We start from the raw sequence: 23,620 nt of genomic DNA on the forward strand, positions 1-23,620 counted from the left end.
GGCCCCCGTTGAATGCAAGAACCGTGGGCAGCAAACCAAAGCCATTCTCCGAACATGGCTGAGCACGCCGCAGGTCCACAAATCCCTGACGCGATTGACCGTTATCGATTGGTGATCCACAGCGATTGGTACGGGGTTACCTCCAGAACACTGGCTTGCTCGTCGAATCGATGGCCGGATATCGCATCGTACCAAGTGTCCGAAGAGATTAGATTGAGGTCAGACAATCGCAGTTCTTGGGGCGAGTCGGTCATGTTGTGTACACAGAAAATACTCTGGCTGCGGTCGGTACTTTGACGCCAGAATGCAAATAAGGCATCACTAAGGTGCAGCGTGAACTGCGTCGCGTTGGGGTGAAATGGGGCATGCCGACGTCGCAACTGCATACGCCGGCTGAGTTCCTTGAAGACCTGGCTGTGCACAGATTGATCGTCGCCGAGTCGCTGTTGCAGTTCGGACCAATTCCACTTGTGTCGATTGATACTGCGGTTTTGCTGCGTTGCCGCGACGCCCGCCTGATCGTTTGGGGTCGCCAGCAGGCTGTGGATGTAGAACGCGGGTATGCCCTCGAGTCCCATCATCACGGTTTGCGAACAGAGAAAACGTTCCACCTGCCATTGGTCTTCACCCGCAACGGTGCCCTTCAAAGCATCGAACAACGCGACATTCAATTCGTATACTCGCTGGCCACCATCCTCGGTGCACCGCGTCGAAATCTTACCCCCGAAACGACTGACGGTATCGACGAGCTGCAACTGTTCTTCGTCTGACAATAAACCTTCGGCGGGCCGCATGCCGATGCCGTCGTGCGACGCGGTGAAATTCAGATAGGTGCACCCCACCGGCGCCGGCGGCATGCTCATCATCCATCGCTTCAAGTACTCGGTTTTGCCAGTCAGCAGCGCATGGACCAACAGCGGCGCGAGACTGAAATTATAGATCACATGGGCTTCGTTGCGGTTTCCGAAATACGTCAGGTTCTCGTGGTTCGGCACGTTGGTCTCGGTGATCAACAACGTTCCTGGGGCAAACGAGTCAGTGACCGTACGAATGAGCTTGACAACCTCATGCGTCTGCGGCAGATGCATGCAGTTGGCTCCTGGTTCCTTCCACAAGAAGCCCACGGCATCTAGCCGAAAGATGCTGACGCCTTGCTGCAGATACAGACGAATGATCTTCAAGAACTCCATCAGGACCTGAGGGTTGCGGAAATCAAGATCGATCTGATCGTGACTGAAAGTACACCAAACATGCGTCGGACCGCTGACTGTTTCCGTCGGCCGCAAAAGCGGTGAAGCGCGAGGCCGGACGACGGCTGACAGGTCATCGCCGACATTGGCTTCGATGAAGTACGATGCACCGGGCTCTACGCCGGCGCAGTAGTTTTGAAACCATTGGCTCTGCGACGAAACATGGTTGATGACGATATCGGCCATCAAACGATACTGCTTTGAAATTTGCGAGATCTGAGTCCAATCGCCGAGTTTTGGATTGACCTCGTTGTAGTCGATCACCGCAAAGCCATCGTCGGAACTGAACGGGCAGAACGGCAGTACATGAACGGCTGAGACCGAATCCTGTAGTTGCTGAGTCAGAAATTGTTGCAGGGTTTCTAGCGGAGTCGCATCATCATCGATGATGGAATCGCCGTAAGTGATCAGCAGGCAATCTTGCTGAGACCATAGCTGATTCAGCGGTAGCGGTGACTGCGGCTCAAATTTATCGAAGACCGCGATGACCTGATCGGCCAGTCGCTCTGCGTTGCCTTCGGGATACAGGAAACTGAGGTGCTGACAGAGCTGTGCGTGGACGGCTGACTCGTCTGTTTCAGAAGGATCCATGGCAACCATCGGTTGATGTTGAGAGTTCGGCGTCGGGGTAAAACGGATAGCGGAACTCGCCGCGATTTGAATGTCTCGTGGGAGGGACCCGCTACGATTCGCTTGGCGACTTACACTACGCAAAGACATTGGACAGATCGGCCGCGGTGCGTCCTGCGATCGCGTACAACCTTTCCACAATCGTACGCATTTGCGAGGCCCAACCTAGCTTCACAATACCCCAAATTTCGATAAGGTCGCGAAATCAGGCGTTATCTGCCTCTACCGCCCCTAGCAACATTTCATAGATATCCGGCAGGGCACTCGTCACGCGGGACCAATTATGAATAAACGGGCTTTCGTCCGGACGGTTTAGAAACTCATCACCTGCTGCGACGATCACGCGGCTGAACAACTCCACGGTGGCTTCTTCCTGGTGACGGTCCAGGGTCAGACCGCTCATTACCGCGTCGTTGTGATAATGATCCACCACATCCAATGCCATCCGGTAATAGCACGCCTTGAGAGATCTCAACATACTGCCGCTGATCACAATTCCTTCGACAGCGAGTTTGCGAAAGAATGCTTTGCAGATATCATTCGCCATCCGATGCAAACCGCCCATGCGATCATCTTCGGACACCACTTGGTGCTTGTGGTCGTATGCATCCGCTATATCTACCTGGCAAATTCGGTTGAGGTTGCAGTTGCGATACATTTCCGACAGGGTGCCAATTTCAAGTCCCCAATCGCTTGGGAATCGCAGCGAGGTCACGACTTCGGATCGCATCGAAAATTCACCCGACAAGGCATAGCGGAAGCTGCCCATGTAGTCGAGATACTCAACCCGCCCTAGCATCGTTTTGAGGGCACGGATGAACGGAATGACCAGCAGTCGAAATACGCGGCCATTCAATTTTCCGTCGGCGGCTCGGTAGTAATAGCCTTTGCAGAATTGATAGTGAAACGAGGGATGTGCCAGCGGATATAACAGTCGAGCGGGAATCGAACGATCATACGTCAGAATGTCACAGTCATGCAGTGCGACCGCTTTTGATTTTCCGGATGCCAGGAAATAACCCAGGCAATACCAAACGTTACGTCCTTTGCCGGGTTCGGTGGGCGCAATTCCTTCGGCTTGCAACGCAGCATCAACATGCCTGAGTCGCGTTCCGTCGTTCCAAAGCACGACATAGTTTTGTGGCAGCTTGTCAAAGAACCGCCTCGCAGTCTCGAACTGTTTTTCGTTGGCGCGATCCAGCCCAATGATGATTTCACTCAGGTAGGGGATTTTGGCCAGTTCGTCGACAATCGGTCCCATCGCGGGACCTTCCAGTTCCGAGAACAGGCACGGCAGCAGCAGAGACATCGGTGTCTCTGCAGAAAATCCGACTAATTCCGATTCAATGTCTTCGGTGGAACGATTTCGCAAGTTGTGCAGCGTTCCAATGATTCCGTTCTGGGCGAAGTCAGCCATGGTGTTCCGATTGATCAGGCAAGAAGAAGGGGTTTAGTTTTTATGATGACGAGACTTTTCCGATTCAGCATTGTCGATTCGGGACAGTAGCTCTGTCACGGCTGCGGCCCAACCGGCAGCCCCCTGCTGTTGGGGCAAGATGCCGCGTTCTGGATCGACGTTGACCCCCAGTCCAGCCGCCGTCGGAATGCCGATCGGCACATCCGCTTCATCTAACATGCTCTGGTCAATCGGACTGTCGCCAATGGCTGCCGTCATCGTTGAGCCATCAAGGGACGACAAACGCTGTGCAACTCGCTGCATCGCATCACCCTTGGTCGTTCGTCCGGCGACGTGCCAGAAGCGACCGCCTTGGGTCAGCGTCAACTGGTGAGCTTGCAACACTTGTTCAAACTCGGATCGATTCTCGTCACTGTCGTCCCACAACAATGGCTCGGTCCCCTGACGGGCCATCGCCAACTTTGCTTTGGCTGGCGAGAGTTGTGTTTCGCCCATCACGCCATCCAGGCCCAGGTCGGCGAAGGAACGGAAGCGAAACCGCAGCTTCAGCGTTTTCAGCACCTCAAGAATCGCGTCGCGTGATGCACCGATGACTTCAATTTCGCCCGATGGACTGTCGTCTTCGCCTCGCCCAATCTCGTCCCCCCAGCAAATGACAGAGCCATTTTCGGAGATAAAAGTATTGCCGGTGAGCCCCAGTTCGCTGGCCAGCTGGCTCATTTCCGCAACCGTTTTGCTGGAATTCATGACGACCGGGATGTGGCGTGCACGCAGAGCCTGAAGCGTCGAGGCAGCCGGGGACCAGTCATAATCATGCTTATTGAGCAAGCATCCATCGAGGTCGGTGAAAAGGATCAGTCGTATCGGGTTTGGCAACATGCCGTTAAGTTTATGCGAATGCCAGGCGATCCGCCACAGAACATAAAAGCTGCGACCGAGCAGCGCGTCGATCTCGCCGGGATTCAGGTTGCCGTGGCGCAAATACGGGGACGGCAACTACGGACCAACTACGGGGACAGAGCATCTTCTTATCGACTCGATTTGACGTGACCTTTCCCATCTAGCCTCGCGTCAGCTGGACATACGCGTTTTTGCGTTCTCAAGTCGCCATCGCGAACGCAGCGGGGCACAGCCCTTCGACGAGGATCCCCCCGGAGCACACAAGCCACCTGTCTCCCGCATTTCGCCTCGTCCCTGCATTCCCCGATGCTGGGCAGTTCGCTGAGGAAGGTGCTGTGTCCCCCAAGGAACTGAAGAGAAGAACTCAACGCAGAGACGGGGAGACGCAAGGACGCAGAGAAAGCCGGTCACGGTCTCGCAGCATTCCTCCTCTCTCGCGTCTCTGCGTCCATTTTCTTCACCGACACCTACGTCCACAATGCCAGAGGGACACAGCACTTTTGCAACGAAAGCAGGGGGATACAGCTCTTCGACGAGGAGTCCCCCGGAGCATACAAGCCACCCATATCCCGCATTTCGCCTCGTCTCTGCATTTCCCGATGCTGGGCAGTTCGCTGGGAAAGGTGCTGTGTCCCCCAAGGAACTATGCTGGGCAGTTCGCTGAGGAAGGTGCTGTGTCCCCCAAGGAACTGAAGAGAAGAACTCAACGCAGAGGCGGGGAGACGCAAGGACGCAGAGAAAGCCGGTCACGGTCTCGCAGCATTCCTCCTCTCTCGCGTCTCCCCGACTCTCGCGTCTCTGCGTCCATTTTCTTCACGGGCAAATACGGGGACAGAGCATTTTCTTATTGACTCATGCCAGAGGTGCCAGAGGGACACAGCACTTTTGCAACGAAAGCAGGGGGGATACAGCTCTTCGACGAGGAGTCCCCCCGGAGCATGCAAGCCACTCATATCCTGCATTTCGCCTCGTCTCTGCATTTCCCGATGCTGGGCAGTTCGCTGGGAAAGGTGCTGTGTCCCCCAAGGAGCTGGTTATTTCTCACCCCGGGCAGGTCAGAACTTTCTCAATCGAGTGACCATCACTTCCGCACAGGTGAAATTGGCGGAATTTACTCCGGACCACTGTGATGGTTGGGCCGCATCGTTAATGGGTATGAAACCGCTCGCTGCGAATCACTTCTCGTAGCAATGTCTGCAGACGGTAGTTGTCGGCGGCAGCCTGCGTGAGGATGTCGTCGACGACCAGGGTGTCGGAGGGCGAAAGTTCTTGTTCGAGTGCAAATCGCAACAGGTGCTTGGTGAAGGCTTTGGTGAAACGATGCTGTTCCTTCACGATCGCAGCTTTAAAACTAATCGCTTCGGAAAAATCATGCTTTCGCATCAGCGTGCCGCTGGCATCCACGGCGCGACCGTTGTCGTACACGTCTCGCCATCGTCCGGTGATGTCGAAGTTTTCCAAGGCGAAGCCGAGTGGATCTAGTTTCGTATGACAGCCCGCACAGGACGCGTGGTCGCGATGAGCGGCAAACCGCTCGCGAATGGTCAGGTCTTTGCTACCCGCCTCCTCGTTCAAGGGTGGAATGTCGTTGGGTGGCGGATCAGGCGGATCATTGAAGATAACCTCAATAACCCACACGCCACGGGCAACCGGATGCGTGCGATGGGGACCTGAAGTCATGCTGAGCATGGCCGCATTGGTGATAATTCCGCCGTATCTTGGGTCAGTCACAGGGACTCGCTGAAACTCGCGAGACTGCAGCATCGTGCGAACATGTTCGTCGTACTGTTGCTGAGTCGCCTGAACGACAGACGCGGGATCGATATTCACGGGCACCTGCTTCAGTTCCTCCTGAAGTGTGTCCAGGGCAGCGATCAGCTGCTCGCGCCGCCGTCTCTGATCGGGAGTCATCGCCGCGACCACGTCTCTGGTCGTCACAAAGGTGCCGCGTCCTGCTGCAGTCGCTTCGACTTCGTCGACCGTCAACGCTCGATCATACAGGCGTGCCTGATCGATGCTGACGTCCAGAAATCGGTCGCCGCCGGCGGGCAAATGGCGGAGTCCGAACATCACGTTCGTCACCTCGCGAGGAAACGTCACTTGTCCCTTCTGATACGGCTGCCCGTAAGGATGACCGTTGCGGTACAGCGTTTTGGTCCCGTCTTCCGCGTATACCATGACCAAGTGCAGCAGGTCGTCGGCGACCGTCTCTTCGTATGCGTCGACAATGTCTTCGGTGCGGTCGAAGCCGTTGCTACCTGACATCCAACGCAGGTTCTGTCGTTCGCCCAATACGATGGTCTCAAACAGCCCGCCGGTCACCTGGACCCCCATCAGTCCACCGCCGCGTTGGTCCAAGGTCGCTAACTGAAACCAAACTTCCATCGTCTTGGCGTTGAGGTCGATTGGCAGTGGCTCGCTGAGCAAATAAGCCCCCTCCAAAACCACCCGCCCGTCGCGATACTGAATCTCGCCGTGAGCCGTTAGATCCAGGCCGCGCACGGACTCCGACAAATCACCATCAAAGTCCCAGACCGCGTATGGCTGTAAATCAACTGCCGGTGGAACGGAATTCGATTTCTGACGCTCTTTCAATACCGCCGCGCGGACCGGATCCACAAGCTGGCGGCGTTCCAATTCCAGACTTGCGATGGTTTCCTGTAATTCACGTCGTCGTGCATCCTTTTGCTGGTTATCAATGTTGATCGCCTGCATATCGACGGGCGGTGGCGACAATTCGCTGTGATACCAAGTCTTTAGAAATTCGCTTTGATAGGCGAAGTCGGGAGCCAACAAATCCGCAATCGGTCGATTTTCCACGAACACCGTATCAAACAACAACAGCGGCTCGAGTACCATCTGCACGCTCGCGGGCAGGTCGGGCATGAGCGAGAAGTAGCGATTGATCTGAGGATCAGGAGTGACCGCGAGCACGTTTTCCAACTGCATCCATTGGGACGGAAACGAATCGAGGAAACGTTCGATTTTTCGATCTGCCAACATCCGTGCGATGGTCTGGTCAAGGATCGCCGGATCAGACAGCTGACCCGCTGCAGCTCGCTGAAGAAGCTCGTCGTCTGGGCAACTGCCCCAGAGAAAATACGACAGTCGCGAAGCGAGCACAAATGGCTGTTCGGACGGATCGTTCGCGGGCGAGCGATACAAAAACAGAGGCGACGACAACGCCGCGGCGGCGACCTTTTTCATACCGTCCGGAAACGACAAACCGCTGTCAATCTTTGCGATCGCGTAGGCGGTGTATCGACTGATGGTTTCGTCGTCGACCGGGCCACGGAACGCGATCCGCAGGAACCCCTCTAGCCGCTGTCGGATCACACGGTCGCGATCCTTCAGGTCAATCGGCTCGGCAAAGAAGTCGTTCCAGATGCCAACGGACTGCTCATTAAATTGTGGGCTTTCCATGATCGAAACGCTGAGTTGCAGGAATGTATCGAGCAACAGCGGGGATAGCGTCAATTGACTCGCTTGATTGTCGAAACCGTGTTCGGCTCGCAGATCCTTGGGAAACGGTTTCACTCCTTCCAAGCCCTGCTGGGGCTGCAAGGAATGCGACGCCACCTGCACCGTATCCGGCATTTGGATTTCGCTTGCACCCGAATTCCGGTCGTGCAAATAGTTATGGTGGCGAGTCATCAGTTTTTCGGACAACGGAAATACATCGCGGTCAAGCTGGAACAGATCGCGTACAGTATTGTTATACTGATAACGATTCAGCCGGCTGATCGGAACGCCTGTTCGAGTCGCATGCTCGGTCGCCTTCCGCAGCATCGCTCGTAACGAATTCACAGCCTGCGTCTGCACTTGCTGATCCAATCCCGGCTCGCCATCCGGTGGCATCGCACCGCTTTCGATGGCACCCAGCACTTTGTCGATCCATACAGGTCGGGCGAGAAGATCCTCTACCGTGGCAAGTCGGTCAAAGTCGATTTCGGCGTTTGCTTCATCAGGACCATGGCAGTCCAGGCAATGTTGCTGAAACAACGGGACCAATACCTTTTGGAAATCTTGATCTTCGGCGCGAGTCACATTGCAGGCGACCAAAACCAAGCAAACCATAGCGTAGAATCGTTTCATCATCGACATCCGGTGGCTTTCCCAATCCATGATGGTGACTATGTCCACAAGTCGGAGACTACGCCGGTGCTGTCGGCGAAAGAGTCCATCTCCAACCCCATCAATTGAGCAAACGTCAGCCACAGGTTTGAGTTGAGCGTTCCGCTTGGCAATCTGATGAATCGCCCTTGCTTGATCTGCCCCTGAGCCGTGCCAGCAACCATCATCGGCAGGTCGTAATATTGATGCGTCGCGCCATCACCCAGACCGGCTCCGAAGGCAACCAGCGAATTATCCAGCATCGAACTGCCGTCGGTTTCTTTCATCTCTTTCATCCGCTCGATCAAATAGGCGTACTGCTGCATGTGGAAGACGTCAATTTTTTGTAGATCTTTGTAGCCATCTCCTTTCTGATTGTGAGTCATGTTGTGATGTTGGACTGGCTGGTCGAAGACGCCTTCGTACATCAACGTTGCATCCCAGCGTTCCGGCCCCAGCATGAATGTACAGACGTTGGTAATCCCCATCTGAAAGGCCAACAGCATCAAGTCCATTTGCAAACGAATGTACTCACCCCGAGGCAGCACTTCATTTTTGGGCACTTGTACATCCACATCGGACAACATCCGATCCATCTTTTGGATCCGCAATTCGATGCCGCGAATCATCTCCATGAACTCATGGAGCGTATGGCGATCGTCGTCGGCCAGCTTCCGAGACAGCGTCTTGGCATCTGCCAACACTAAATCCGTGACATCCCCGACATGCTCGCGGTAACTCTCACGCAGGAACAGACGGTCATACAGTTTTTGCGGTTCACGAATCGAAGGCGCAATTTGACCGGGACCATACCACGAGATATTGTCGAATTCGATCGGTTCCCTCGGTGCGGTGAACCCGTTGCAGCTGATCTCCAGAGTATTGAATACCGTTGAGTTTCCTACCGCGTCCCCGATCACCTGATCCAGTGTTCGACCATTGGGATAGACAATGCCTTGCCGGGTAGCCTGTTCGGGAGACAAACTGGTCAGATAACATGACGCTCCCTGGGCATGTACATCCTGCCCGTTTTTGTAGGTTCGATCGAGTCCGGTGATCAGCGACAGATCCTTCACGTGGGCCGCCAGCGGCTGCATCGTTTCCGTCAGTTCGATCGGATAGAAACCCGGTTCGTGCTTGAAACGTCGCTCGTTCTTGGTCTTATCCGCTTCGAAGTTACCAATGAATTCCGGTACCTCAGCGTTTTCTTCGCCGGGAAAAAAACAGCGACGCACAATTCCGTTGGGCAGGTAAACGATCACCATTTTCTTGCTTGGCTTACCGGCACTGGCCGCCGTTCCATCTGCCCAGGCCAGCGACGGGAGGAATGGCAGTGCCAGCATGCCACCGTTCATTCCCAAAAAGCTGCGACGGGAAAGATTCATGGGCCGAGTCTCTGGAAGGCGGGAAGACTGAGGGGCGAGCAAACGGGGAGCTACTATCGTTCGAGTTCCGCTGAATTTCGGGGAAAGCTTCAATCGCCCTCTGCCTGACACGTTACCACAGTGGGTATGCAGATTCCACTTACCAGGAAAATGCGGGTGTTGAAACAGACTCATCGGATAGCAACGAGGGATGCCCGTTGGATCGAATGGTTATTGATGCTGCATCGTAAGGGGGATGCCGGAGGGACGGATGCCGGAGGGACACAGCACTTTTGCAAGGGATCTGACGCTACGCAGAGCGACAGCAGGGGGCACACAACTCTTCGACGAGGAGTCCCCTCGGAGCACGCGAGCCACCCATCTCTCGCACTTTGCCTCGCCTCCACATTCCCCGATGCTAGGCAGTTCGTTGGGAAAGGTGCTGTGTCCCCCAAGGATCCCCCAAGGAGCTGAAGAGAAGAACTCAACGCAGAGACGGGGAGACGCAAGGACGCAGAGAAAGCCGGTCACGGTCTCGCAGCATTCCTCCTCTCTCGCGTCTCCCCGACTCTCGCGTCTCTGCGTCCATTTTCTTCACCGACACCTACGCCCATCATGCCGGAGGGACATAGCACTTTTGAAACGACAGCAGGGGGACACAGCCCTTCGACGAGGCGTCCCCCCGGAGCACGCGAGCCACCCATCTCTCGCACTTTGCCTCGCCTCTGCATTTCCCGATGCTAGGCAGTTCGCTGGGAAAGGTGCTGTGTCCCCCAAGGATCCCCCTGGGAAAGGTGCTGTGTCCCCCAAGGATCTCCCCCAAGGATCCCCAAGGAGCTGAAGAGAAGAACTCAACGCAGAGACGGGGAGACGCAAGGACGCAGAGAAAGCCGGTCACGGTCTCGCAGCATTCCCCCTCTCTCGCGTCTCCCCGACTCTCGCGTCTCTGCGTCCATTTTCTTCACCGACACCTACGTCCACAATGCCAGAGGGACACAATGCCAGAGGGACACAATGCCAGAGGGACACAATGCCAGAGGGACACAGTGCCAGAGGGACACAGTGCCAGAGGGACATAGCACTTTTGAAACGACAGCAGGGGGACACAGCCCTTCGACGAGGCGTCCCCCCAGAGCACGCGAGCCACCCATCTCTCGCACCTTGCCTCGCCTCTGCATTTTCCGTTGTTAGGCCGTTCGCTGAGGAAGGTGCTGTGTCCCCCAAGGAGCTGTTGTTAGGCCGCTCGCTGAGGAAGGTGCTGTGTCCCCCAAGGAGCGTGCTTCGACGAGGCGTCCCCCCGGAGCACGCGATCCACCCATCTCTCGCACTTTGCCTCGCCTCTGCATTTTCCGTTGTTAGGCCGTTCGCTGAGGAAGGTGCTGTGTCCCCCAAGGAGCGTGTCCCCCAAGGAGCTGACGAGAAGAACTCAACGCAGAGACGGGGAGACGCAAGGACGCAGAGAAAGCCGGTCACGGTCTCGCAGCATTCCTCCTCTCTCGCGTCTCCCCGACTCTCGCGTCTCTGCGTCCATTTTCTTCACCGACACCTACGCCCATCATGCCAGAGGGACACAGCAATGGCGGAGGGACACAGAGCAATGGCGGAGGGACACAGCAGTTTCGCACGGGGACCTGATGCGACCCAGCGGAGGGATTGCGAGGGAAGAGGCTAATTCTGACGCTCGCGGCAAAGTTTTTGCGCAGCGAAACACTCTGCTCATTTGGATTCAGAGAGCTGCGGCGACGTTTCCGATTCGAACGACCAGAGTGCTCGGTCGGTGCGAATGAGTAGGTCGTTTCCGGCGATGACCACGGAGGCGTTGGTGGGTTCGTCGAGTTCGTTGACGGCGATTTCGTTGAATTGTTCACGGTCGGGCGCGAACACGGTCGTCCTGCCGGATTTGTCCAGCAAGAACATACGGCCGTCGGCCGTTTGGGTGATGCTCGACCATGTCCCACCGCCGCCGATGCGTTTTTTCCAGAGTTCATCCCCGGAATGGACATCGATACAACTCAGTATTCCGGCCGGATCGCAGATGTAGATGGCACCGTCGTGAGCGACGCCCGTGCCCAACCATCCCTTGTCTTTGGTGCGATGCCACACCCGGCGCGACGTCGTGACATCGCCTTGGCCGCCGACACGAACTGCGAACGATGCTCCGCCGTAGCCGCCCAGAACCACGATCGTGTCGCCAGACTGCATCGGTGATGCGTAGGCCAAGGGTGCGGCGTCGCCACTCGTCCAAAGCGTCTCGCCGGTGAGCGGATTGAGCCCCTCCACGCGGCGCGGTAACACGGCAATCAGTTCATCGTGTCCACGGTCGGCCCCCCCGTCTCTCGAGGCTTCGCCAACATGGACGATGATCGGCGTGTTCCAAGAACCCCGCAGTCGCTCGCTACGTGGTTTGTCGCTACTGGAATCATTCGCGCTGCCGTCGTTTTCCGGGCCGCTCAGTTTTCGCTCGGCCGCGTCATCGATCGACTCGATTTCCCAGCGAGTTTCGCCGGTGACTTTGTCGACCGCGATCATGAACTCTCGCTCTCCCGGGCCGAAGTTCAACAGACACAAATTCTTGTACAGGATCGGGGAAGAACCGTAGCCCCACATGTGGTTTTGTTTCCCCAGGTCACGGCGCCACAATTCGTTGCCATCGAAATCGAAACAAACCAGCCCTGCTGAGCCGAACCAAGCGATCACACGCTGGCCATCCGTCACGGGAGATGACGAGCAAAAGGGGTTGGTTCGATGACTCGACTCCGGCTCGGAGTAGGCGATCCCACGCCGCCATAACTCTTGACCGGTTTGCCGATCGCAACAGATCAGGGCACGGAGATTGGATTCCGAAATCGGTTGCGTCAAGAAAATACGATCCCCCCACACGATCGGAGTCGAGTTGCCCGCCTCGGGGAGCTCCACTCGCCATTTAACGTTGAGATCGGGTCCCCAGGTCGACGGGACATCGGTCGCGGATGTCTTGCCGGTACCTTCCGGGCCACGCCACTGGGGCCAACTGCTCTCTTCGCTGATCCCGTGCGTCGCCATGACGAAATGGCTGATCACGAGCAATAATCCGAGTACTCTCTTCATCGGTAAAACTTCCTAAATCGAAATGACGCATGTTTTTTCGGTGTCCGACACGTTTTTCATCCAATTCGGACCGCATGCACCATTAGACCCGACCACGCTGAGGTCGGGTATCACTTTCGCAGGACTTGGCCGCGATACTTCTTGTGCGGGTTCTCGCCCATATCGCGAGGTTTTGGGGGCGAGTTTCACGGAATCGCTCTTTCGGCAAAATCGACATTTCGATTAAAGTTCACGCTGAAAGTTTTTTGGCGAAGGATCCCGCCAGAGGCAGGAGTGCCTCTAGCCTTCGTCGATGTCGGCCGGTGCCCACGTGGGGCTGGCCATCGCACCCATGGATTGGAGCGTTCGCGATGTTGTTGGATCGAATCGAAATTGACAGTCACGGCCCGTTAAACCGGGTCGAGTTAGGGCCTTTGTCGCACCATCTCAACGTGGTGCTCGGGGCGCCTGGTTCGGGAAAAACCGCGATTGCTCGCTTCATTCGTGATTCACTGATCGACCGCGACTATCCTCGCGGCATGCTCAGCGGTTCGGCAGGCCGTGTCGTCTGGGTACACCAGAATGGCTGGATCCATTGCCGCCGCGAACAGGACGGTTCGCCAGGTGGACGGCGAAGCGTGGAGTTTGAATCGCGCGGTGAAACGGCCGGCTCATGGGATGGCTACACCGATGGCTGGTTCGATGCCGCCCCTCCCACTCACGACCGCAATGGCAGCGCGGCCGCCACAGCAACAGCGCGGCACCTGCACTCCTCCTTAGCCACCCGAACGCTCGGTAATATTCGCATTCCTGAATCGATCGTCGATGGCGTGATGGTCGACACGACGGTCAGCAGTGCGTCGCGTGTTGTCGCCGCGTGTATCTCCGCGGGGTTGGACCAACCGAATCTTGCTCCACTTTCGTTTGCGAACGAAACGGCGCACTACAGCGAACACGGGATCGATCACGACGCAGGAATCGCTCAGCCAGCGGCTCGCGATGACCGGCGGCGGCGAGCATTGCGCGAAGAACTCGCCGATGTGGAAGCGGAGCTGGGCAAGCTGTTCAGCACGACCAATGGCTACCCGCACGAGATGGATCGCCAAGCCGAACCCCGTGCGGAGACGGTCGGCACTGCGAGCGAGATCGAATCGATCCACCGCCAGCGCACTGAGTGCATCCGTCGTCGCGACTCACTGCTGGCGCGACGCAACGAACTGCGTGCCCTCCGCGATCAGGCCGTACAAGAACGTCACCGCTACAGCCCGTCCGGTTCGCACCATCGCGACCAATTGGGTGCGATCGAATCGGGCGTCCAGCCGGCCCCTGCCGATTCCCACTGGATCGCCCGGGATGCTCGGTTGCGAGCTCTCCACCAGCGTGCCGATTCGCTTCGCAGTCGGGCCTCGGCCCTGCAGCGTTGGATCAGCGACCTTGATACACAGGACGGCCAGGGCTCGAGCTATCGATACGACACTGCGGTCTCGATGGAAATGGGGTTGGGGTCGCTTCCTCGACAGTCCTCATGGCATTCGAATTCCGCTGAGCAGTTGCAGAATCGCATCCGTCAGGCTGACCAAGAGATCGTGTCACTGCGCCGCGTACTCGCCGATGTGCAGTCGTTGCAAGATTTGCTCCGCTCATCCGATCGATCCACCGCCAGCGTGAGCGAGTCTTACGACTGGCTCGACGACGGTTCGTTGCGAGGCCGGCGTTATGATCATTTTGTACGCGCCATGGATCATTATCGCAGTGACCGGCCGTGGTCCGATTTTTACGCATCGGCCTATCGACCACTGCGACCGGTGGACGATTTGGCGATGCGGATCGAATCGACGACCCGTCACCTCGATTGGTTGTTGTCACAATTTGAGCAACCGGTCGTGCCCCCCGCTGCTCGCTCGCTCGATTCCACCCCCTGGCGTTTCGAAAGTGACCGCGATGGTACAATTGAACAATCGCTGCGGCGCGTTCGCGAGCAGCTCCATCGACGCGACTATGTGCGGACGACGCAGATGGAGCCGATCATCGTCGAGTTGCATCGAACGCTCGATCAGATGCTTGCCCATCGCCACCAGGTCGTCGCAGCTTTGGCGAGCCATCCCGTGGAAGACGGATATGGTTTTGCGAGCCATTCGAGCCAGCATCCTGACTGGTTTGCCGAACGCCGTGCTGCCACCCAAGAACTTGCCAGCGTCGAGCGTGAACTCCAAGTCGTACTCGATCAAACCGCTGCGCTTCGTCATTCACAGCGTTTCTTGCCCATTTTAGATCCCATTTATCCCATCGGCATGGGATACCCGAGTGCCATGGGGGTCGATACCGAACCGTTCGTTACGCGCCGAGCAGACGTTTCATGGCAGCGTGAACTACGATCGATCGATCTTGAAATCGCAGACTGTCACCGACACGTCGATCAGCTCGATCAACAGGTTCGTGGACTGCAAACGCACCGCCCCACCACGCCAAGCTACCGGACGCATCGATCGACGACCGAGCTGACGAGTCTGCAACGCCGCCGTGATGAGCTGATTGCAGAATTGAACCGGTGTCGACCACGAGCGCGAGCGGAGTCGTCGCTCGCTGAGCTGGCGAGTCGCTGGTTGGTTCGGCTCTCCAATGGACGCTGCCGCCACCTGAGTTGGTCGAGCGCACCGATCGCGACGGACCGCTACACCACTTTGGCAGCAGATGTGAAATCATCAGCCGCTCCCGACCACACGGTGGGCCGCAGCGTCCAGGTGGCAATTGATAACGTTGATGAACGCAACGTAACGGCGACCACTCGCGCGGTCGCTGCGCTGGCCGTTCGGTTGGCTGCCGGAGAGTTACTCGGACGGATGGGACACTCGATCCCGCTCGTGCTCGAAACGCATCGCGAACTTTTTGCAGAAAACGCGTCAAGCAATCCATCTGAGTTTGCAGCGAGCAACGGTGCTTATCAACAATGGACTTCGGAAGGGGTCCGTGGCGACGCGATTGCTTCAGCCCTCGCGGACTACGCCGCCGCGGGTCGGCAACTGCTGATCTTGACGGAGCACACCCAGCTGGCGAACGACCTGCAGCGTTGCGGCTCTCGCCACTTTGTCTTGCACACCGAGCGAGTCGTGCATCCACACCGACCGATGTGGCGAGGCGGACAACGTCACGATCGCTACACAGGCCCCCACACATTCAACGGGGATGGTTTGCCGAGTCGTCACGAAAACCACGAACACGCAGTGGACTGGACCGACGCGGGAGTTGCGAATCGCGAATTCGATCAAGCATGGCGTCAGAGCTCCGGTCTACGTGACGAGACATACGATGGCGCGAGTGCGACGGATACACCAGCAGCAGGTGCGATACTCCGGGACGGGTATTATTATGCCGACCAAAGTTCAACGTCCCCAGTCGCATCGACGAGGACTCCGTCCCTACCCACACACGCTGCCGATGTGGCACAGAGTCTGACGGCCCGTCACCATCGTTCGGCCGCAACGGACGTGGATGACGTTCCGTTCTTTCTGACCGTCGACAGTCCGATTGATGCGGGGCCGTCGATTGATGCGGTGGCAGCGCAGCGGTTACGACGGATCGGCATCTCGCACATCACGCACTTGATGAACCAGGACAGCAATCGCTTGGCCGATACGCTTGGGTTGGCTGGCGTCGATGCCCGGACCATCCGACGTTGGCAAGCCGAATGCCGATTAATGTGCCGCGTCCCGCAACTGCGTGGCTTCGACGCTCGCGTGCTGGTCGGATGTGGGATCACCGACCCTGCCCAACTCGCCGCCATCCATCCAACCGACTTGCTCGAGCGCGTCAAAACGTTTTTGGCGACCGAGCGTGGCCAACGCATCCTGTTGTCCGGAACGAGCTACGAACTGTCTCGGATCACAAGCTGGATCGCGTCGGCCAACGACAGCGTCCACACGACATTCCGTAACCGCACCGTTGATGGACGCCGTGTGCGGACGCGAGTGGCCCGTGAAGAATCTGACACACCACGTCACGACGCAGACACGCCGTCACGAACTCACCGCGTCGAAAGCGAGGATGTTTACCTCACCGACGATGACTTCGACCAAGAGCGATACGAGGTTCAAGTGGAACGCCGCGCTGATCAAATTGTCGATGATCTCGACGAACTGACACGTGAACTCGATTCGGGAAGCGAATCACATCAAAGTGGCCGGCCCGTGGTCAACCGGGACGATCGTCCCAGCGGGTCAAAAACCACGTCCCAACGTCCAGCCTCCTATCGCATGACCAGCGAAGCGAAAACGCAAACTCGCCGCGCCGAGCGAAACTCAAAACGGCAAACCGAGCGAAATCAAACAACGCGCCGACCACGTAGCGGTTCTGCGCAGCTCGACGGCGAAAAACGTGGGCAAGCACGCACCAACAGCCGCATGGAATCGATGAAGTCGACGTTGCGGTTCTACCTAGAACGCGCCGATGACGTCGTCGATGCTCCCTCGATCGGCCCCCGCATGGCGGAACGGCTGAACAAGATTGGAATCATGACCGTTGAGGACCTGTTGAATGCCGATGCTGCCGAAGTGGCTGAGAATTTGAACCACCGCCGCATTGAAACGGCCACCGTCATCGAGTGGCAACAGCAGACCACATTGGTATGCCGAGTCCCCATGATGCGTGGCCACGACGCGCAGTTCCTCGTGGCCGCTGGCGTTACAACTGCCGAGGAGTTGGCGAAGTGCGATGCCAGCGAGCTGTTCGAACAGGTCGATGCGATCGCCCAATCCACCGATGGCAAGCGGATCGCCCGCGGCGGTGCCTTGCCAGATCTGGCCGAGGTCAGCCAATGGATCGAGTGCGCTGCCCAGCACCGCTCTTTGCGAGCAGCGTAAGTTTGAATTCTTAACGGGCCCTGCGGCCTTCACCCCGCAACCCGGACAGTTCGAAATTCCTGAGCGGTGGTGTCTCGCCTACGCTTAGTGTTTGGACTTGGCAATTTTTCGTTTTCACTCTTCAACGATTCTCGCATTCATCAGGGTTTCCTATCGCGGGTTCCCTATCGAGCAATGCCATGAGTCGTCATCTTTTTGATCGTCTCCCCCGAACGACGAGCCGTGGTGGCCACGAGGAGTGAATCGATCGAATGGGCAGTGGCTGCCTGACGGGGACGGAACCCTCTCTCTCAATGGGACCACGCGGGGCGATGGTCCCCTGCGACGCCCGACGTCTGCACCGCCAAATGGGAGACGCCAAATGGGAGTGATCCGAGCGTGGCGTTGGTCAGAAGAGCCGTTGATAGCAGGCGAAGAAGATCCATGCGTGGAGGGCGAGCAGCGCCGCGGCGAAGATCGCACGCGACGAGAACAGGCCGATCGTTGCCAGTGCGCAGCCCAGTGCGGCGACGATCACGCCGCCTCCGGGAAACATTTGCAGGCAGGCCAGACCACAGATCGCGACCCATGCGGAGGCCCAATTGGACGCTCGCAAGACGCCCCATTCGGGATCAAATTCATGGCCCGGCGTCGCGAGGGCGAATCCATTGATTTCCGAAATTGAATCGATATCGCCATGAATTGTTGACTTTGCGAATGGACTTCCCCGGCGGACGGGGGCCTCATTCCCAGCCTCAGCGTCCCCTGCGACAGCATCCCCTGAGGCATTTCGCTCAGCGGCGTCGTGCACGGCACTTTCACCGGAAATGGAACCGCCCGGGGCATTACCGCCCGGGGCATTACCGGCCGGGGCATTACCGGCCGGGAGAGGGCCAAGAGGAGAAGATGGTTGGGACATTGGCGGGCTGGCGTTCGTTTATCAAATTTTGCGTCTGCGATCATGTTCCCTGACGCTCGGTACAGCTATCCTAGAGCATCTTGCTGGGATTGTCTGGTTTAAGCAGACCACAATTGTGGCAGAATTGTCGCTCACCCTCCGCCGCCGCCAAACGCCGCTCGCCCGATGTCGCAAAAAACGCCGCCTCGTCCTGATCAATCCGCCCGCCCATTTCGCCCCCAGACGGGATTGATTCACTGTCTATTCGCGATCGCCTTGCTCTGGCAGGCCGCAGGTGAAGGGACGGCCGCTGACGTGGCGGGGACAGCCTCGCCGCGGGCCGCCGTTGCCGAGGTGGCGCCGGCGTCCGATGAGCCAGCCGAGGCGATGTCGGCCATCCGCATCGAGCCGCAATGGCGGATTGAACTGTTCGCCGCTGAACCTGAAATCGCGAACGTGGTCGCGTTTGACATCGACGATCGCGGGCGGGTGTTCGTCTGCGAAACATTTCGCCAAGAGCGAGGCGTGACTGACAACCGTGCTCACGACGAGGCATGGGTGCTCGCCGATCTCGCCGCCGAAACGGTGCAAGACCGAATTGATTATCACAAACGTTTGCTCGGCGAAGGGGCAACCGCGTACGCGCAGCAAGAGGATCGTATCCGTCGTTTGGTCGATGAAGATGGTGATGGCAGGGCGGACCAGAGCACGATCTTTGCCGACGGCTTTCATGCCTTGGAGGAGGGGACCGGCGCCGGTGTGCTGGCCCATGGCAAAAACATTTACTACACCTGCATTCCGAAACTGTGGCAGATGACCGATGGCGATGACGATGGAGTCGCCGACGAGCAGGTTGTGTTGTCGGATGGGTATGGTGTACGCGTGGCGTTTCGTGGTCACGACCTGCATGGCCTGACGATGGGATACGATGGCCGCTTGTACTTTTCGATTGGCGATCGCGGGTTCCACATCTCCACGCCCGACGGTCGAGTACTCTCTCATCCTGACCAAGGCGCCGTGTTTCGGTGCGAACTCGATGGCAGCGATTTGACCGTTTTCACGCGCGGACTCCGCAATCCTCAAGAACTCGCCTTCAACGACTATGGTGACTGGTTTACGGTCGACAATAATAGTGACAGCGGTGACAAGGCACGCATCGTGCAGCTGCTCAAGGGCGGTGATAGCGGGTGGCGGATGTACTATCAGTACCTACCCGACCGTGGCCCATTCGGTCGACAAAAGATTTGGGAACCGCATCGCAACGACCAGCCTGCCCACCTCGTGCCACCGATCGCGAACTTCACCGACGGTCCATCGGGGCTGGCGTTTTACCCCGGCACTGGGTTTGGCGACACGCTGAAAAACCGTTTCTTAATCTGCGATTTCCGCGGCGGCCCAAGTAACAGCGGCATCCGTTCGTTTGAACTGAACCAAGCCGGGGCTTTCTACGCTCTCGGCGAGAGTGACCAACCGCTATGGAACGTTCTGGCGACGGACGTCGCGTTCGGCCCCGGCGGTGAACTCCTCGTCAGCGATTGGGTCAACGGCTGGGAAGGCTTGGGAAAAGGACGCATCTATCGAATTACCGACCCGAGCGCGCAAGACACTCCGATTGTCTCCGAAGTACGTCAACTATTGGCAGCTGGCGTGGACGAGATCGACACGAGCGACTTGGGCTCACGGCTAACACACACCGATCGCCGCGTGCGGTTGGCGGCCCAGTGGGAACTGGCGCGGCGGGGCGAGATCGACCCGTTGATCAAGGTTGCACTTGATACGAGTCTCGATCCTCGCTTTCGTCTGCATGGGTATTGGGGCGCCGAGCACGCCGTCCGACTGCATGCTGAACTGCGTGAGCGAGTGGTGACCGCCTTGCGGGTTGGCCAGCAGGATGCCAGCCCTTGGATCCGCGCCGCCGCGTGCCGCTTGGCGGCCGACCAGAATGATACCGATTCGATTGCCCAGCTGGTCGCGGCCATCGACGATCAGGACGCCCGCGTGTCCTACCATGCAATGATGAGTTTAGCCGAGTTACTCGCCAGCGACAAACCATCCGCCGCCAAGGTCGGCGGGCCCGTGATGATCGCGGTGCAGGGGCGTCTGGAGGCGAATGCCAATAAAGATCCAGCGCTGCGTCATGCCGCCATCCGCTGTTTGGCAGCTGTGGCCGACGACACCTGGCTGGTCAATCTGCAGTCACACCAGTCCGTCGACGTCCGCCGCGCGGCGGTGGCCGCACTGCGGGAACGCCGCAGTGAAAAGGTGGCCGAGTTCCTGTCCGATGCCGACACGCTGGTGATCGCCGAAGCCGCGATGGCGATTCATGACGCGCCCATTCCAGTGGCCCAAGAACGATTGGCGGAAATGATCAGCAAACCGGACCTGCCGATCGACTCCGACCCGCTGCTGCGTCGAGTGCTGTCGGCTGGATTTCGAACGGGCACACCGGCCGCTGCAGCCGCGATCGCCGAGTTCGCTGCATCGGATCGATCGCCGGAGTGGGCACGGATCGAAGCGATCGATTCGCTTGCCGATTGGGCCGCTCCCGGCCCGCTCTGCCGTGTTACCAATAAGTACAGCCCGCTGCCCCCGCGACCGGTTGCAGAGACCCCGCTGCTACCTGGCAAGACGCGTGACACGACGGCGGCGAACGCTTCGATTGCAAAAGCTGCGCTCACGAGCCGAATCGATGAACTGATGCTTGCGAGTGACGCCGTTCGCGAGAAAGCCATTGACGTTGGTTCGACGCTCGGCATCGTTAAAATTGCTCCGAACCTGGTGAAACGGTTCACGAACAAGACACTCAATCCGGCGACACGAGCAGCGGCATTGACTGCGTTGGCGCGGTTGCAACCCACGCTCGCCATCGAACTCGCCCGTGAAATCGATCTGCAACAACCGATCAAGATTGTCTTGGCAAGTCTCAATGTTCTCGGCCGCTATGACTCGGCAGCTTCCATCGAACGGTTAATCGTGGCAACGAATAGTTCGAGTCAGCCAGTACGTGGGCTGGCGTGGGACCTGATCGCGTCAAATGATTCGCCGCGGGCGAAACAGCATCTGGCAGTCGGACTGCAAAAGTACCTGAGTGGTGAGCTCCCCAGCGACGTGCGACTCAATGTGGCGGAAGCGGTGCGTCGGTATGTGCCGGACTCGGCGGCTGAAATTGCTAAGTACGAAGAGAAGTTGCAGGCCACCGAACCGCTTGCTCCCTGGTTCGATGCACTCGACGGTGGTGACGCGGACGCCGGCAAAGAACTCTTTTTTGGCAAAACGGAGCTGTCGTGTGTCCGCTGTCATCAAGTCGACCGGGCCGGTGGCGAAGTCGGCCCCAATCTGACGATCGTGGGCAAGACGCTCAATCGACGCCAGCTCCTCGAAGCGATTTGCCTGCCCAATGCTCGAATTGCTGAAGGCTTTGATACCGCGGTCATCGCGGACGAGGATGGGAACGTTTATACCGGTATCGTCGCCGCCGAGACCGATGACTCGGTCGAGCTGATCGCCGCCGACGGCGTACACCATCTGATCGAGAAGGAGTTGATCGTCGCTCGCAAGAAGGGGCTCTCTTCGATGCCCCTGGGACTCGTCAATCTGATCTCGGCAAGAGAACTCCGTGACCTCGTCGCCTACCTGGCGAGTCTGCAAGTCGATCCACGCGCCGAATCCGCTACTGAGTGAACGCTGGCCCATCCCAACGGATGTCGCCAGAACTGCAGGGTCTCTAGGGTTGCGTGATCTCGCCTTTGACGATTTCCATCGTTTCCCTCTGTCGCTTAAGCACGAACTGTCGTGCCGCTTCCGTCTTGGCTTGGGCGGCCGCGAAGTCGCTGGCCATCGCGAGGACAGCGTCGGGGACGGCGGCGGATTCCGATTCAATGTCGAGATCAAAGAGCCAATCGCCCAGGCCGATGTCTCGCCACATGATTCCCTTGCTGGTCTGCTCGGCAAAACGACATACGATCGCGGGAATTCCGCTGCCGACCGCCATGATGGGTGAGTGCATTTCACTTCCGAACAGACCGGCGCTGCGAGCGTAAACGCTCAGCGCCTCATCGGTGAGCCAGAAATTTTCGCGCCAGACGACGCGTCGCTGCACGTCGGCTGGCAACTTGTCGTAAAGGTACTCCTTCCCGACCGCCATCTGTGTCATGTCTTCAGGACATAGCAGCACCTTCAAATCGGTTTCGCGGACAACGCGAATGATCGCTTCCCGAATGGGAGCATGGTCTTGTTCAGCCATCTCTTCATTGCGAGCGACTCGCTTCGGGTCTACTTTGCGATTGCTACCGGGGATCGTCCAGTACGGTGTATAGCGAAGCCGCGATAGGCAACATAGGAACTTGCCTGGTTCCAGCCCATTGTCCGCGAGGAATTTGTCCGCTTTCGCATCATCACGCAGGTCGCACGCGAACGCGCCGTCAGGCCCAAACTCCATCACGGGACACTGCACACCTTGATCCTTAGCGAGTTGCAGTGACGCCGAATCGCGAAAGAAGACGAATTTTGCTTGGCTCAGTAAGTCGCGGCCGTTTCCCGACAGGAACGAGCCGTGCGTGATCCCATACACGCCAAACGGCTTGCCGGTGTGCTTCACGAATGCGGCCACGTCTTTGGCCGCCACAAGCGATGGGCCGGAACCGTGCAACAGAAAGTCCGTTTCCGAAATGGCGGATTGCAAGTCCGCGTTGGACGCTTTGCCACGCGAGTCAATGGAGCCTTTGACAATCTTGAGTTTGGGAAACCGACGGTGCTCCATTGCGGCAACCTCGTCCGTCAAGTTTCCTGAGGCCCACAGCGTCACCTCGGCATCCGGAATGTGCTCCTCTAACAGCGACAAGACGCCGGGCGTGTGCGCGATGTCGCCGATGTTGACGCACTGCCAGGACGAACGCAGCAAGATCCGCGGTGGGCGTACCGGGCTGCCTGCCGCCAGAGAGCTTGGGATCGCAGCGACCAACGAGGCGGCTGCACATTGAGATAGAAATTGTCGACGCTGCATGTTGTTGCTTTCAGAACGTGCCGTTTGGATGGGGTGATATCATATCGAATATCGCCCGCCCCCGTGGGACGCCTCACCCGCGTGCACGAGGAGACCCCCAGTGCAATGCTGGGCCGTCGCCACCACCGCTCTGCCAACGCCCCCC

General features: G+C 58.0%; 10 protein-coding genes. 2 read left to right on the forward strand and 8 right to left on the reverse strand.

What is annotated here, in order from left to right; translation table 11 throughout:
* Positions 1–101: 101 nt before the first annotated feature.
* The 6 genes from SH410x_RS20255 to SH410x_RS20280 form a co-directional block, all read right to left on the reverse strand.
* A complete protein-coding gene (locus SH410x_RS20255; protein WP_473670320.1) occupies positions 102–1,841 on the reverse strand; it encodes a sugar phosphorylase in 1,740 nt (579 codons plus the stop codon).
* Positions 1,842–2,085: 244 nt separating this feature from the next.
* Positions 2,086–3,297, reverse strand: coding sequence for a glycosyltransferase family protein (locus tag SH410x_RS20260; RefSeq protein WP_473670321.1), 1,212 nt, complete (start codon positions 3,295–3,297; stop codon positions 2,086–2,088).
* 33 nt (positions 3,298–3,330) lie between these two features.
* A complete protein-coding gene (locus SH410x_RS20265) occupies positions 3,331–4,293 on the reverse strand; it encodes an HAD-IIB family hydrolase (protein WP_473670322.1) in 963 nt (320 codons plus the stop codon).
* A 1,050-nt stretch (positions 4,294–5,343) separates the two neighbouring features.
* Positions 5,344–8,292 carry a DUF1588 domain-containing protein gene (locus SH410x_RS20270; protein WP_473670323.1) on the reverse strand — a complete coding sequence of 983 codons (2,949 nt, stop codon included), beginning with the start codon at positions 8,290–8,292 and terminating at the stop codon, positions 5,344–5,346.
* Between the two features lie 38 nt (positions 8,293–8,330).
* Positions 8,331–9,695 carry a DUF1552 domain-containing protein gene (locus tag SH410x_RS20275; RefSeq protein ID WP_473670324.1) on the reverse strand — a complete coding sequence of 455 codons (1,365 nt, stop codon included), beginning with the start codon at positions 9,693–9,695 and terminating at the stop codon, positions 8,331–8,333.
* Between the two features lie 1,695 nt (positions 9,696–11,390).
* A complete protein-coding gene (locus tag SH410x_RS20280; RefSeq protein ID WP_473670325.1) occupies positions 11,391–12,761 on the reverse strand; it encodes an outer membrane protein assembly factor BamB family protein in 1,371 nt (456 codons plus the stop codon).
* 350 nt (positions 12,762–13,111) lie between these two features.
* Here SH410x_RS20280 and SH410x_RS20285 point away from each other — a divergent pair, with 350 nt between their 5' ends.
* Entirely contained in the window at positions 13,112–17,596 is a 4,485-nt protein-coding gene (locus SH410x_RS20285; protein ID WP_473670326.1) for a DUF4332 domain-containing protein, read from the forward strand.
* A gap of 388 nt (positions 17,597–17,984) precedes the next feature.
* Here the strand turns inward: SH410x_RS20285 and SH410x_RS20290 are convergent, their stop codons facing one another.
* Positions 17,985–18,386 carry a hypothetical protein gene (locus tag SH410x_RS20290; protein ID WP_473670327.1) on the reverse strand — a complete coding sequence of 134 codons (402 nt, stop codon included), beginning with the start codon at positions 18,384–18,386 and terminating at the stop codon, positions 17,985–17,987.
* A gap of 273 nt (positions 18,387–18,659) precedes the next feature.
* Here SH410x_RS20290 and SH410x_RS20295 point away from each other — a divergent pair, with 273 nt between their 5' ends.
* Positions 18,660–22,154 (forward strand): PVC-type heme-binding CxxCH protein, encoded by a 3,495-nt coding sequence (locus tag SH410x_RS20295; protein WP_473670328.1) that lies wholly within the window; start codon positions 18,660–18,662, stop codon positions 22,152–22,154.
* A 43-nt stretch (positions 22,155–22,197) separates the two neighbouring features.
* On the opposite strand, the gene SH410x_RS20300 is transcribed toward SH410x_RS20295, so the two are convergent.
* A complete protein-coding gene (locus SH410x_RS20300) occupies positions 22,198–23,475 on the reverse strand; it encodes a polysaccharide pyruvyl transferase family protein (RefSeq protein ID WP_473670329.1) in 1,278 nt (425 codons plus the stop codon).
* Between the last annotated feature and the right edge of the window lie 145 nt (positions 23,476–23,620).

Source organism: Rhodopirellula sp. SH410 (genome assembly GCF_055811895.1).

What these genes read in the sequence shown, in the direction of transcription:
- SH410x_RS20255 (WP_473670320.1), bottom strand. Translation starts at nt 1,841, where the DNA reads ATGGATCCTTCTGAAACAGACGAGTCAGCCGTCCACGCACAGCTCTGT.
- SH410x_RS20285 (WP_473670326.1), top strand. Translation starts at nt 13,112, where the DNA reads ATGTTGTTGGATCGAATCGAAATTGACAGTCACGGCCCGTTAAACCGG.
- SH410x_RS20280 (WP_473670325.1), bottom strand. Translation starts at nt 12,761, where the DNA reads ATGAAGAGAGTACTCGGATTATTGCTCGTGATCAGCCATTTCGTCATG.
- SH410x_RS20295 (WP_473670328.1), top strand. Translation starts at nt 18,660, where the DNA reads ATGTCGCAAAAAACGCCGCCTCGTCCTGATCAATCCGCCCGCCCATTT.
- SH410x_RS20270 (WP_473670323.1), bottom strand. Translation starts at nt 8,292, where the DNA reads ATGAAACGATTCTACGCTATGGTTTGCTTGGTTTTGGTCGCCTGCAAT.
- SH410x_RS20260 (WP_473670321.1), bottom strand. Translation starts at nt 3,297, where the DNA reads ATGGCTGACTTCGCCCAGAACGGAATCATTGGAACGCTGCACAACTTG.
- SH410x_RS20275 (WP_473670324.1), bottom strand. Translation starts at nt 9,695, where the DNA reads ATGAATCTTTCCCGTCGCAGCTTTTTGGGAATGAACGGTGGCATGCTG.
- SH410x_RS20300 (WP_473670329.1), bottom strand. Translation starts at nt 23,475, where the DNA reads ATGCAGCGTCGACAATTTCTATCTCAATGTGCAGCCGCCTCGTTGGTC.